Source organism: Caballeronia ptereochthonis, assembly GCF_001545075.1.
Taxonomy (GTDB): Bacteria; Pseudomonadota; Gammaproteobacteria; order Burkholderiales; family Burkholderiaceae; genus Caballeronia; species Caballeronia ptereochthonis.
In genome coordinates this window covers 1-12,862 of the sequence record NZ_FCOB02000017.1, presented here as the reverse complement: position 1 = coordinate 12,862, position 12,862 = coordinate 1, and the positions used below count along the sequence as shown (strand labels likewise).

11 protein-coding genes and 1 pseudogene are annotated in these 12,862 nt (G+C 57.8%); 8 read left to right on the top strand and 4 right to left on the bottom strand.

Going from position 1 to position 12,862, the window contains the following annotated elements:
* The first annotated feature begins 44 nt into the window (after nt 1-44).
* The 5 genes from AWB83_RS18570 to AWB83_RS18550 all read left to right on the top strand — a co-directional run bounded on the left by AWB83_RS18570 (nt 45) and on the right by AWB83_RS18550 (nt 8,097).
* Nucleotides 45-557: a fimbrial protein gene (locus tag AWB83_RS18570; protein WP_087047086.1), complete on the top strand. Its 513-nt coding sequence runs from the start codon at nt 45-47 to the stop codon at nt 555-557.
* 1,866 nt (nt 558-2,423) lie between these two features.
* Nucleotides 2,424-3,341 (top strand): hypothetical protein, encoded by a 918-nt coding sequence (locus AWB83_RS18565; RefSeq protein ID WP_244197791.1) that lies wholly within the window; start codon nt 2,424-2,426, stop codon nt 3,339-3,341.
* A gap of 91 nt (nt 3,342-3,432) precedes the next feature.
* Entirely contained in the window at nt 3,433-4,662 is a 1,230-nt protein-coding gene (locus AWB83_RS18560) for an HlyD family secretion protein (protein ID WP_087047084.1), read from the top strand.
* A 2-nt stretch (nt 4,663-4,664) separates the two neighbouring features.
* The gene (locus tag AWB83_RS18555) at nt 4,665-6,782 is read left to right on the top strand and encodes a peptidase domain-containing ABC transporter (protein ID WP_087047215.1); all 2,118 of its coding nucleotides are present in this window, start codon (nt 4,665-4,667) and stop codon (nt 6,780-6,782) included.
* Nucleotides 6,775-8,097 carry a TolC family protein gene (locus AWB83_RS18550; RefSeq protein WP_087047216.1) on the top strand — a complete coding sequence of 441 codons (1,323 nt, stop codon included), beginning with the start codon at nt 6,775-6,777 and terminating at the stop codon, nt 8,095-8,097. Before AWB83_RS18555 ends, AWB83_RS18550 begins: the two co-directional genes overlap by 8 nt.
* Nucleotides 8,098-8,103: 6 nt before the next feature.
* On the opposite strand, the gene AWB83_RS18545 is transcribed toward AWB83_RS18550, so the two are convergent.
* Nucleotides 8,104-8,691 (bottom strand): TetR/AcrR family transcriptional regulator, encoded by a 588-nt coding sequence (locus tag AWB83_RS18545; protein WP_087047083.1) that lies wholly within the window; start codon nt 8,689-8,691, stop codon nt 8,104-8,106.
* Between the two features lie 101 nt (nt 8,692-8,792).
* Between AWB83_RS18545 and AWB83_RS18540 the strand changes: the two genes are divergently transcribed.
* Nucleotides 8,793-9,260: a nuclear transport factor 2 family protein gene (locus tag AWB83_RS18540; RefSeq protein WP_087047082.1), complete on the top strand. Its 468-nt coding sequence runs from the start codon at nt 8,793-8,795 to the stop codon at nt 9,258-9,260.
* Nucleotides 9,261-9,535: 275 nt separating this feature from the next.
* Here AWB83_RS18540 and tssE read toward each other — a convergent pair whose 3' ends face one another.
* Nucleotides 9,536-9,964 (bottom strand): type VI secretion system baseplate subunit TssE, encoded by a 429-nt coding sequence (gene tssE, locus AWB83_RS18535; protein ID WP_087047081.1) that lies wholly within the window; start codon nt 9,962-9,964, stop codon nt 9,536-9,538.
* 12 nt (nt 9,965-9,976) lie between these two features.
* A pseudogene (locus AWB83_RS18530) lies at nt 9,977-10,306 on the bottom strand (ClpB D2-like domain containing protein); the annotation flags it as partial.
* 44 nt (nt 10,307-10,350) lie between these two features.
* Between AWB83_RS18530 and AWB83_RS36140 the strand changes: the two are divergent.
* Nucleotides 10,351-11,145, top strand: a complete 795-nt coding sequence (locus AWB83_RS36140) for a hypothetical protein (RefSeq protein WP_143750076.1) — start codon at nt 10,351-10,353, stop codon at nt 11,143-11,145.
* Between the two features lie 149 nt (nt 11,146-11,294).
* Complete coding sequence (locus AWB83_RS18520) at nt 11,295-12,407, top strand: glycoside hydrolase family 108 protein (RefSeq protein ID WP_208636772.1); 1,113 nt, start codon at nt 11,295-11,297, stop codon at nt 12,405-12,407.
* Nucleotides 12,408-12,616: 209 nt separating this feature from the next.
* Here AWB83_RS18520 and AWB83_RS18515 read toward each other — a convergent pair.
* On the bottom strand, nt 12,617-12,862 hold a 246-nt coding region (locus AWB83_RS18515), incomplete at its 5' end, for a transposase (RefSeq protein WP_244197790.1).

Genomic DNA, 12,862 nt, shown 5'->3' with positions numbered 1-12,862 from the left:
CATGGCGCGACACGCGTCATGCTCTAGAACCCAAGGATAATCAAATGAAGAAGATCAGATTTTTGCTGACGGCTATTGCGCTGGTTGGGCCAGCGTCGGCATTTGCCGCAGACGCTACGTTGAACTTCAGTGGGACGATCATTCTTCCCACATGCACGGTGAATTCGGATTCGGTCAAGCAGGATATCGATCTTAAATCAATCAAGATTACTGACTTTACAGCAACCACCGCGAATCCAACGAGTTTTAAAATCGATCTGGAAAACTGTGTCGCTGGTACCAACGTCTCGATGACCGTCAACGGTACGACTGATACCGTTGCCAGTGTGTTGAAGAACACCGGAGACGCGGCCAAGGTTGGCGTTCAGTTGCTCAAGGCAGCCTCCGTCGGCGACACCACGGGAACGCCGATTACCCTTGGTAGCGCACTGGCGTTGGGTGTTGTCGACGCTACGAACAAAATGACCATTCCGATGGTTGCGCAGTTCTATAAGCTGGGTACGATGACCGCCGGGGCTGTGGCGGCAACAGCTACAGTCAACTTCACCTATAACTGACAGATAACAGGATATTTAGGAAAATTAAGCATTGAATATTTGATGAGGCTGGGTAACATATCGTCGTGATCGCGCTTATCCATCGCTTTATGAAGTCGATACACGAGGGCAGGTTGATCGTGTATCGAGTACATGGGGAGGCGGGTAGGGCGCCGCGATCACTTACTCGAAACTTGAATAAAAGGTGATATGTTGCAAAAGATCGATCGTCAGGCTCTCTTTCAGTCTCAAGTGTCGGGTGGTAGCGGTAAGAGTTCGACTAGCACCACAACCACGACGGTAAAGATCACGGCCAGCAGCTCGAGTAGTAATCCGAAAGCGGTCTTTTCTATTTCGTATGCTTAAGTCCTTATAGTTATAAGGCGGCTACTCGAATTGAGTTTGCCTCAAAGGTTGGATCTGTTTCCAGCCTTTGAGGTATTTTTAGAACTGCTTCGGTTTCCTTGGCGGTCTCAGTGCACGACGGCGGTATTGACCACGTGCCGGTTGAGCACCGACACTGCATTCTCCGCACGAAGGTGCTGGTCAACTTTAACGGGATCGGTTCGCAACGGAAGACAGCCGCAGCGGTGACGGCGCACCGGCATGTCCCGATAGTCAACTGATTCGCAACACAATCCGAGCCCCAAGCCTCATCGGGTCGCGCAGTCGGGTAACACTGACGGCGTGGTGAGTATTTTGTGCCGTTCGGCTTCCGTAAGTGCAATTGCAGTTGTTCACTCGGCATACAGCCGGTAGACCCGGTTGTTGCTTACTGCGAGTACTCGCGTCTGAACGACGCATGAATACACCACTAGCCATAACGCAAGCGTCTGGCGTCGTCTCCCGCATGAATGGCGCTGAGCGATCCACGGATCCCTGACGTTGCAATATAGCTGCTATTGCCTGCTTGCGTACCAGCCGACGCGCTCCGCTGCATACTACCCCATAGTGATCCACGATCAGTCACTTTCTGGCCATTCAAATGCAGGCGGGGACTTCCTGAAATCGGATAAGATCCGCGAACTGACGCAATTGGTAGCAGAGTTGAGCCTGGGCGCAGCGAACCGGCGGCGATAACGTTTTGTGTTTCAGTTTCTGTCGAGGGTTTTACGAAGTAGATCGCAGCTCTTGACGGCTCGAAATGCAGTGCCTAACTTCGAGTGGTGAGTTATCGAAGTGTCCGTCATCGCCTTGCATTACTGAAATGTTTCCGCGGCGAGGGCGTCATCCGAAGTGCAAGCAAGGCGTAATGGAATTTGCATTTATAGAATGTATGTTCGGATATCGAACCGACTCATAGAAAGAAGAAAAATCTTCAACTTTTGTAAATTCAGAAGTGCTGTTTATTTAAAAATAAAAAATAGAATTATAATGCGTCTCGCTAACGATGTAGTGTGAGTGATCGGGCCGCTTATCTCGACCAGATGCAATATCGTTAGTTTTACTTTTCAATAAGGGGTTATTATGCAAAAGATCGATCGTAACGCTTTGGTTCAGGCTCAAGTAGCGGGCGGCTGCGCCAAGGGAAGTTCGTCCAGCTCGACGACGACCATCACCATCAAGCTGTCGCAGTAACCGGTCCTGCAGCGCCCCATATGTTTCAAGGAATATGGGGCGCTGCTCGGCGTTTAGAAAGTCTTACTTCATTTGGCAGACGTCTGGAATCATGCAGAAAATCGCACGCAATGAGCTGATCAAGTCAGAAGTCGCTGGTGGCTGCAATAAGTCGAGCCGGTCGAGTAGCACGACCACCATCATCATCTATGTCAACAAGTAATAGAGGCGCGGTGGTTGATCGTCGGCCATAGCCGACAGGAGGGTGGGTCGAAAGATCCGCCCTCATTCGTTAGGCGGTTGTCATTTGAAATGGTTGCGGTGCATTCAATGGTTCGAATGTGGGTTGCGCGGACGAATTTCCATGTGCGCCGGGCTGTGCTGGGTCGAATTCCTCGATCGATGCTTGAACGGGCTGCGGCAATCACCTGGCATGTTCGGAGTGTATTCGACGCCGGTTTCCGGGCAAGCGGAAATATCAGGGCGGAGATTGGACGAGACGTACTCGAGCTTCCACCGTCGAGATCAGATCGATCGCGAATTGGCGGGCAACTGGAGAAGCTGATCGATCAGCGTATCTACTTCGGCCGTGACATTCGAAAGCAGGAAGCATGGCCTGACATGGATGCCATCGCCGAAGAGCTGACGTCGAGAGTCGCAGCGTTGAAGCGCGCGGCGCCTCGCCAACCCGTCTTCATCTCGCCGTTCCACTATGTTTCGCAATACGCGAACATTTACATCGTCGAGAGGATCTCGCAGTTGCTGGGTCTCGAGTCGATGTCAGTGGTGTCGGGTGTGCCGCAGAACCAGTACGGCGACGATCACGCGCTCATTCCGGGCATCAAGGTGCTCTACACCTATGGCGACGAAAACCGTGGCGGTCTGGGTGTGCGCGTTGCCCGCTCGCTGAAACGGGATGGTGTCGCGGTCCTGTTCGCGGATGTTCCGCCATTCACGATGCATCGCTATCCGATGGAAACGGTCAGTGTCTCCATGTTCGGGAGGAACGCGCGTGTTCATAACGGCATATTCAGGATGGGCGAGCGCTTCGATGCGCTCATGCTGCCGTTCTATCTCCGCTTCGAGCAAGGGCGCTTCAATGCACGCATTTTCGAGCCCGTTCGCTTGTCGGCGTGCGACGCGCCTCAACGGCTTGCCGACTACATTCAGATCGCGCTGACGGACAACTATCAACAGTGGCTCCCCGCGGGACATCCCGCGATGTACGCGTTCGCTCCCGCCAGGTAAGCCGATCAACCGATCAAGCATTCACGCGCCCAGGCCATCGGCAATCGTGGAACGCACGATTCGCCATCGGCCGGCGTAGTTCATTCTGTTTATGCAACCGACCGATCTTCCTCAATTCAAGGATGTGCCCTGGCGCTGGATTGCCTATGCGACCTCGGTCATCACTATCGCCGCGCTGGGTTTTGCCCTTGGCCACCAGATCGAACTCAAGCAGGACGTCTCGGGCGAGATCGTGTCGCCGGCGGAAGTGAAGATTCAGGGGTTATCAGGGCTGGTATCGTCCATCTACGTTCGACCATCCGAGCATGTCGAGCCGGGCACGCCGCTGTTCCGGCTGCAACGGGACTTTTCGCTGACGACCAGCGGATTACGCCGCCAGGTCTTCGACGAGCAGATGCGCGACGACCAGATCCGGGCTATCGACGAGCAATACAGTGAGCGCCGGGTTCAGTTGAATGCGCGGGTCGAATCCGCGCGCTTGACGGAGGCCAGCCGTCGCGCGGAGCTTGCCGCACTGGATGGTCAGATCGCGCAGGGCAGTCAGCTGGTCGACGAATTCCAGCAACGGTTGTCGCGCCTGAGCTCGGTATCGGAATACGTCACGGCCGACAAGATCGAGCAGGCGCGCGCCGACGTGCACCAGAGCAAGGTGACGGTGGCGCAGAGTGTCGCGCGGCGTCAGCAACTGGCCGGAGAAATCGGCACATCGAAGAGCGCGCAAGCGGAACTCGACGCGCAGCTGCGCGAACTGGACGCGCGCCACGCACGCGATGTTCAGGATGTTCGCGCACGGTTCGAACAGGAGCGGCAGGACACGACCGTATCCGCGCCAAAGGGCGGTGTGGTCACGTTCTCGGGGCTCGTCGCGGGCCGCATGCTGACTGCGAACGACGTTGCATTGGTCATCGCGACAAAAAATGAGGGGCCGCTGCGGGCGGCATTGAGCATTCCATCCCGCCGCCGAGGTTTTGTGCGGGAAGGCCAGATCGTCAGGCTCAAATTCGACGCGTTTCCCTATGCCAAATTCGGCACCTATGAGGCGCGCATCGACTCGATCTCGGGCACGACCGTCCTTCCCGCGAGCCCGCCGAGTCCGCCCGGCACGCCCGGCGCGCCCGACCCGTCCGAAGAAACGGCCGGCCCGAAGGAGGCCGACGGCGACTATCTGGCCTGGGCGACATTGCGCGGCAATACGTTCGATTTCGAGGGGCAACGCTTCGCGATCCTGCCGGGCATGCGCGCGACGGCGAGCATCGTCGTCGAGCGCAGAACGATCGCCGAGTGGGTGCTGGCGCCGCTGTTCCGAATGCTGAGGGGTTGAAGTTGCGAGTTATCTATCAGAATGAAGTCGCCGAGTGCGGATACGCCTGTCTGGCGATGGTGCTGTCGCACGTGGGCCGGGCCACCGAGGTGCGGGAGCTGTCGGCCTATAAGCCGATTTCAGCCAATGGCCTGACATTGATGGACTTGTACGACGTGGCCGTCGATTTCGGCCTGGCGGTACAAGCTTATCGTTTTGACCCGTCTCATCTGTCTGAGGTCAAGAAGGGCTCGATCCTGCATTTCGGCGGAGCGCACTTCGTCGTGTTCGAGAAGGTCAGCCGCGGCTATATCAGCATCATCGACCCTGCGACGGGCCGGCGGCGCGTGTCGATGGACACGTTCCGCGCCGCCGTATCGGGGTTTCTGCTGGAATTCGCGCCAACGCCGCAGATGCCTCGCATACGCGCGAAGTCGCGGGTGCCGGCAGCGCTCAGGCGCGTTCGGACGCTCAATCCGCTGCTGAAAGGGCAGATCGGCAAAGTACTTTTCGTTGCGCTGGGCAGTCAGTTCGCAATCCTGGCGATGCCGTACTTCGGCAATCTCGTGCTCGATTACGTCGTCGCCGCGGACAATCGCAACCTCCTGAACGTGCTCGTCATTACGTTTGCCAGCATTTTTCTGTTGGGCGCGTTGAGCGAATACGTCCAGAAGTATCTGACCGAACTGCTTTACGGCGTGGCGCAGATCAACTCCACCGAAGGCCTCGTGGCACACCTGCTGCGCAATCCGATGTCGTGGTTCGAGAAGCGTCATGTCGGCGACGTGTTCGCACGCGTGAAGGCACAGGATGAAATCAGCGCCTATTCCACGCGCACCTCGATCTCGCTGTATATCGATCTGACCGTAGGTGCGCTCGCGCTCGTGCTGATGCTGATTCAGAGCCGGCAGCTCACGGCCGTCGCGCTGGCGGTGTTCGCGCTCTATGTGATCGTCGCGCTGAGCATGTTCCCGGCGATGCGCGATACCCATGCGCTCGTGCTGGAAACTTCCGCACGCTGCGACGACTCGATGATCGAGACGATTCGCGCCGCGTCACTGCTCAAGCTCGCGCAAGGCGAAACGCGGCGCACGGCGATCTACATGACGCTGTTCAAGGCCTATGCGGCGGCGCTGCTTCAAAGCAGCCGTCTGACCTGCGCGCGCGACGCGATACTCAAGCTCGTCAATTATGCGGACACTATCATCATTACGTGGATGGCCGCGCGCCTCATGCTGGGCGGCAAGGTGTCCGTCGGCGTGTTCTATTCATTCCTGATCTACAAGTCGCTGATGTCCGAGCGGCTGGCCAGCGCCATCAACGCGATGTTCCAGTATTTCATGTTGAGCGTGCCCACCGCGCGCGTCGACGACATCGTCGAAAGCGAAAACGAGCGCTATACGCCGCTGACCGACTCGCAGCGCGCCACGGAAGTGCGTCATTTCGAACGCATCGAAGTGAGCGACGTCACGTTCAGCTACGGCATCTCCGATCAGCCCGTTCTGAGGCATGCAAGCGTCGATATCCGCAAAGGCGACAAGATCGTCATCACCGGGCCGTCGGGAAGCGGCAAATCCACGCTGTTCAAACTGCTGTCCGCGGCCGAACCGCTGCAGGAAGGACATATCGCGCTGAACGGGATCGCATGGCCGAACCTCGCCGTCGATGAAATCCGCCGCCACCAGGCGCACATGCGCCAGGGCGACATCATTCTGCACGGCTCGATTGCCGATAACGTCACGCTGTTCGCGGGACAGGCGGACGAAGACCGCATCCACGAGATATTGAACGACGTCGGCCTGCTCCAGGACATCATGCGCCTGCCGATGCGCACGCGCACCGTGATCAGCGACACCATCGCGAACATTTCCGCCGGTCAGCGGCAGCGGCTCCTGCTCGCGCGCGCGCTCTACCAGCAGCGGGAAGTGCTGCTGCTCGACGAGCCGACCTCGAACCTCGACCCGGCTTCCGTCCAGCGTATCGCAGCGCTGTTGCGCGGTCTGGATCGAACCGTGGTGGTCATCACGCACGATATGTCGCTTGCATCGTGGTTCGACATTCACTATCGCTTCGAAGACGGAGCGCTCGTGCGCGAAGGCAGTTCGCAAGCGGTGTCGACGCAGGATGCGCTCCATGCTTAAGCGAACGCTGGCCGCATGGGTGCTGGCGTGCACCATGGGATACGCGCACGTCGCGCGCGCCGACGATCTCGTCGCCATTGTCCAGCAAGCGCTCGACTACGACGCGGAACTCGCGCAGGCGCGCGCCAGCTACGAGGCGGCGAAGCTGTCCGTGCCGATAGCGCGCGCGGCATTGCTGCCGCAGATCACGGGCGGCTGGGGACGCGCGTACAACCGCATCGACATGGATGGTTTTCCGAGGCAGGACTACTGGCAGAGCGGCTGGATGGTCAACGTGTCTCAACCGCTCTTCGACTGGAGCAAGTGGACGGCCTATCGCCAGGCGGATTTCGTCGTGGCGCAGGGCGCCGTCGATTTTGCGGGCGCCCGGCAGACGTCGATCCTCCGGGCGGTGCGCGCGTACTTCGACGAACTTGCCGCGGAAGACGAAGTGAAGCGCTCGCAGGAATATTCGAAAGCCATCGATGTCCAGCGCGATCAGGTCCGCCGCAAGCGGGCGGCGGGCGAGGCGACGCTGATCGACGAGCAGGAGATGGCGACCGCGCGCGAACAGGCTCAATTGCAGTTGATGGACGCGCAGCAGAATCTGGGCATCAAGCGTCGCGCCGTGCAGCAAGTCACCGGGCGCGCGTTTTCGACGCTTGCCGCACTGCCGCCCGGCATGACGCTGCCAGGTCTGGCGGAGGGCGAAGAGGTCTGGGCGGAGCAGGCAAGGACCAGCGGTTACGGCGTGCAGTCGAAGCAACTCGGCTGGGAGATTGCCAGACTCGATTCGGCCAAGGCGCGTTCGGCGGGTTATCCCGTCGTCAGCGTGACGGGCAGCTATTCGCCGGCGGGCGCAGCGGGAGGCTACTCGCGTCCCACGACGACGACCGTCGGCATGTTGCAGGTGCAGATCCCGCTCTTCTCGGGCGGCGAGATTCAGGCGCGAGTCAGGCAGTCGCTCGCACTGGAGGACAAGGCGGAGCAGGGCTTCGTGGCGGCGTCGGTGCAAGCCGAAGCGTCGGCACGCGACAACTATGCGCAATACGTGCGCGAGCGCATGAAAACCGATTCGCTATCGCGTCTCGTCGCGACGGCGGGCGACGCGCTTCACGCGACGGAAGTCGGCTACAAGGTCGGCAGCCGCGCGAGCGCCGATGTCCTGCGCGCCATCGATACGCTCTACACGGCGAAGCGCGACCTCTTGCGATCGCGCTACAGCGCAATCGTCGCGCTCCTGCAACTCAAGGCCGACGTCGCCACCCTGAGCACGGCCGACATCGAATCGATGACCTCGATGCTTTGCTGCGCGCCAGGAACCGCGCCCAGGTAGCGGCGCTCACTTCGCGCTCGCGCTCGCGCCGTTCCGGAACGCGCGCACCACGCGCGCGAGCGCCTTCAGCGCCTCCGCGGGCGAGGGCGCGAATTGCGCCGCGACGATGGCGCCATCGACCGCGAGCGCGAGCGCCTGCGCGTCGGCCTTCGATGTGCGCGAAGCCGGCATGAGCGCGCGGATCGCCGCGGTCATGTCGCGCTTGTGACGTCGTGAAATGTCCACCGCCTGCGGCAGCGTGCCGCCGACTTCCACGACCGAGTTGATGAACGCGCATCCGCGATAGGCGTCGCTGCCGAACCATTCCGCCAGCGCCGGCACGAGCGCCGAGAGCGTGCCGCCATGGCGCTGCAGGGCGTCGCAAAACCACGCCATCCAGACTTGGTGGCGATGATCCAGAAACGCGACGATCAGATCGTCCTTGCTCGGAAAATAGCGATAGAAGGTCTTCTTCGCGACGCCCGACTCGGCGATCACGCGATCGATGCCCGTCGCGCGAATGCCGTCGCGATAGAAGAGATCGTGAGCGGTGTGCAGGATGCGCGCCTCCGGCAAGAGGTCCGCGATTTCGACTGGGGAAGCTGCAGGTTTCATGCAGCCGATTGTAGACAGGTTCGTCTACCTGCGCTAGAGTGCGTCGAGTAGACAAGTCTGTCTACTTCGTCCGTCATTACCCACGTCAAAGAGGATTCGCCATGGAAAGCAAGCCGCCATTCCCGCCGTTCGATGAAGAATCGGCCAGGCTGAAGGTTCGTCTCGCGGAGGACGCGTGGAACACGCGCGAGCCCGAGCGTGTGTCGCTTGCCTATAGCGAAGACACGCGCTGGCGCAATCGCGCGGAGTTTGCGAACGGCCGCGCGGAAGTGGTCGCGTTCCTGCGCCGCAAGTGGGCGCGCGAGCTCGACTATCGGCTCATCAAGGAGCTATGGGCGTACAAGGGCAACCGTATCGCGGTGCGCTTCGCGTACGAATGGCACGACGACGCCAGCAACTGGTATCGCAGCTACGGCAACGAGAACTGGGAATTCAACGAGGCGGGGCTGATGACGCACCGCCACGCGTCCATCAACGATTTGCCGATCAAGGAATCGGACCGCAAGTATCACTGGCCGCTCGGCCGCCGGCCCGACGACCATCCGGGCCTGAGCGACCTGGGGTTCTGAGGCGCGGCTACTTCTTGACACGGCGCATCGCGTCCACTGCGGCGCCGAGCTTTGCCTGCATCCTGCCCGTGATCTTCTCGGCCGTGCCGCGCATCTGCGTGCCGCGCGGCCGTTCGCCTTGCGCACCGCATGGACAGCCTGACGGTCGATGCGGGAAACGGGCGCGCGGTGGGGCAGATGGAGGATGGGACGCTTTGAATCTTTGAACATCAATACAGATCGGCTGTTCAATCGAGGCAAACCGCCATGCCGGCTGCACGCGCCCCAACCGCTTGTTACCCGCCGGATTTCGCCTGTTGTCGTTTTACGTGCATGCGCCCGGGTGGTTCGACGTACGTGCCAAACCGAACCAACCCGGCCTTCTTCAGATGGCACGTCATCTCGAAGCTCACCAGCACGCCGGGATCGTCGTTCTGGAGGATCTCGACGTCGATCGACCGGATGCGTGGCTCGTACTTGATCAGCGTCGCCTCCATCTGCTCCTTGAGCAGGTGGGCAGACGCCGGCAATGCCTTGTAGATGTTGGTCAGATCCGGCAGGCCGTAGTCAGGCAGGTGCTTCAGCGCACCCGCGCGCGTGTTCAGGATGCGCTGCACGTTCAGCTGCACGCTCATACACTCGAGCGTCCGGTCGTCATACGCGCTAAGCGGCTCACCACCGATCTGGCCAAGCAGCATGTCGTAGAGAGAGGGTCCGGCCGGCATGGTGTCGCTCCGCTACGCGATGGCCGGCGCGGGCGCCGCGGCGTCCACCGGCTCGCCGCGGTCGACGAAATCGATCGTCAGGTTGCCCTCCGCCGAACTCGACAGTGCGATCTTGGCGGGCGCGGCGCCGCTGGCCATGCGCACCAGCAACTCGCGCGACACCGTCGGCAGGATGTGCTGGTTGAGGAACGCATCGACGTTGCGCGCGCCGGATTCGCGAGCAAGACACAGCTCGGCCATCGTACCGATCAGCGACTCGTCGCACGTCAGCTCGACGTCGTGCTGACGGCGCAGACGGTCCGCGACCTTCGCGAGCTTCAGGCGCACGATGTTCAAGAGAGAAATTTCCACCATATTCAATCAAGATTATTCATCCGGGTGCACTGATGATTAAGAATAAAATTTTCCTGGCGATCATTCTTATAAGCAGTTCAGTATGCGCCAAAAGTACGTGTGCAGACCTTCATGGCCAACAGAGTTATAAACCACTGATCATGAAGAACGGAACTATTTGCTTTGTCCAAGAGCCGACACTCGACCCCAAGACTGGAGCGCCGCTCGGTACGGATTCGATTTCTTTGTATTATATTGCCAATGGAAATGTGCCGGCAAAGGCAGAAGGGCGAGGGCTGCTTTATGACGAGACCCCTGGTGTAATTGTTGACGCCTTTTCCAGGAAGGTTGGTCGCGATCACCGTGATCAGGTATTCGTAATCCATTCAATGGAGGTGCGAAACTCTCTTGTGGAGCCAAACTCTTCTGGCAAGTTCTACTCTGTTTCTGTTTTTTACCCATCCGGGAATATCTTGCATCGAGATGAGCGTGCCTCTGATTGGTTTGGAGCTGATTACAGTTGGCTATCCGATGGAAAGAGGGTAATATACCGATTCCCTTACATGTCCAAGAACGATGTTCAGCAGGCAATAGATTCGCCTTTTGCTTCGCTTATGATTGACGATAGCAAAACTCCTGTTCGGGTGAAATTTAAATCCTACCTGTTCGAAGAGCCCAACGTTAAAAGTAAGACGAAAAAATACTTGATCGCAGGAGATCGAGCGGTAGTTGAGAAAGTTACAGCTGGATGGTGCGAAGTAAATTATTCGGGAGGCGCCAAGCGAATAGACATGTGGCTAATGTGTAGTGCGCTTGATGTTGAGTCGCAGACAAAGAACGCAAATTAGGATTTACATATGCGCGCTGCAATGATGATATATGACTGGACAATCAATCCGGCGCTGCAGCAAAGCAGATGAAAAAATGCTCAATAGCAAATAAAACGCGAACATCAGCCCGTTGATGTTCAAGGTATACGACCGTCTGTTCAAGAAGGGTGACGGCAAAACAGGCGGCGGACGAGTTGTGCACGCTATCGCAGACCGAGCGCGGCGCGTATCCGTGGCTGATGCAGGCGGCATCGCGGTTGATCGTCAAGCACGAAAGCGAGTGGGCGAACCCGTCGAAGTGGAAGCAGTTGATCGTCGAGCTGGAGAAGCAAACAGGCCCCAAGCAGCAGCACGAGGAAGAGCAAAAGCGAATCGAGGCGCTCACGTGGTGGGATGAGGTGAAGGCAGCGGCGCCGGGCTTCCCTGCATCGGATGTCTTCCACATTCATCCGATTGCACTTCGAGCGAATTTCGCAAGAAGCTGTGATTGTGCGGAAAAGTTTAAGTCGATATCAGCCGTTATTCTCAAGCACGAAGGTGGGTACGTGAATAACGCGAATGACAAGGGTGGACCTACCAACCATGGCATCGCATGGAATGCCTGGCAAGCCTACGCGCAAGAGGATCTGGGTATCGAGCCAACGCTAGAGAACTTAAAGAACTTGACAAGCGATCAAGCAGAGAAAATATATCTGAAGCGATATTGGGAGCCCAAAGGATTTTGCAAATTCACTGATATGCGCGTGGCTTTGATGATCTACGATTGGACGATTACGTCTGGCGGAGCCGCCAAGCAGATACAGAATTTTCTCAATGATAACCATGGCGCTGGCATCAAAGTCGATGGTGGCATGGGTGAGTCTACTGTAGACGCATTAAATAAGATCGATGACCAAGATACGTTACTTAACGAAATCGCAGATCTTCGGCGACAGTACTATACAAACATTACTGTAAAAAATCAGTATCAGATAGTGTTCTTAAAGGGATGGCTTAATCGTGTTGATGATTGTCTCAATGTGAGGGTCGAGATGGTGACTAACGCATGTGTTTGCAGATTGTTCATCGTTGTGGCTTGCTGCATTCCGTTGGTATGTTCTGCTGCGCTGTCCCCCTTTAATGGTAAATGGGAGAAAATTGAAAGTTCCGCAGGATTGGATAAACCGTATTCAGTTTCCGATCTATTCTTGACCGAAGACAGTTCTGGTGAATTAAAGGGGCGTATTGTTTTGTTGCTCAATACGGAAATCGGATTGACTGCGGCTCAGAAGGAGATATGAATATAAGCGGCCATGTCGCGGCGGATAATCCAAAAATGGCAATCGTAGATTTTAAGGACGCTCTGCAGAACACGGTTTCAGAGGCCTGCGCACCATGTAGGCGTTGGAGCAGTTTTTTATCCGGCTCGGTCCGTCAACGGCAGAGACGATTGGCTCGCACTTTGTGCCCTCATCGAGAGTGCGGGAGCGGGTTCAACCTCCGGTGTCTTTTACGCTTTGCGTAGCGCCTTGCGCATCATCCATAAATTGCCCAACGCAAATAATGTCGTGATCTGAGCCGTGTTCTTCGCCAGCCCCCGGTATCGCGTCTTCAAATAACCAAACTGTCGCTTGAGGATTCGAAACGGATGTTCGACCTTTGCACGAATGCCGGCCTTCAGTCGTTCGATCTTGTCGTATATCGCATCGAGAGGATCCTTCAAGTTCAATTTCCTTCGCTTACTGGGCCGCATCGC

Coding starts and splice junctions, on each gene's coding strand:
- AWB83_RS18570 (WP_087047086.1), top strand. CDS start 45: ATGAAGAAGATCAGATTTTTGCTGACGGCTATTGCGCTGGTTGGGCCA.
- AWB83_RS18565 (WP_244197791.1), top strand. CDS start 2,424: ATGGTTCGAATGTGGGTTGCGCGGACGAATTTCCATGTGCGCCGGGCT.
- AWB83_RS18560 (WP_087047084.1), top strand. CDS start 3,433: ATGCAACCGACCGATCTTCCTCAATTCAAGGATGTGCCCTGGCGCTGG.
- AWB83_RS18550 (WP_087047216.1), top strand. CDS start 6,775: ATGCTTAAGCGAACGCTGGCCGCATGGGTGCTGGCGTGCACCATGGGA.
- AWB83_RS18545 (WP_087047083.1), bottom strand. CDS start 8,691: ATGAAACCTGCAGCTTCCCCAGTCGAAATCGCGGACCTCTTGCCGGAG.
- AWB83_RS18540 (WP_087047082.1), top strand. CDS start 8,793: ATGGAAAGCAAGCCGCCATTCCCGCCGTTCGATGAAGAATCGGCCAGG.
- tssE (WP_087047081.1), bottom strand. CDS start 9,964: ATGCCGGCCGGACCCTCTCTCTACGACATGCTGCTTGGCCAGATCGGT.
- AWB83_RS36140 (WP_143750076.1), top strand. CDS start 10,351: ATGATTAAGAATAAAATTTTCCTGGCGATCATTCTTATAAGCAGTTCA.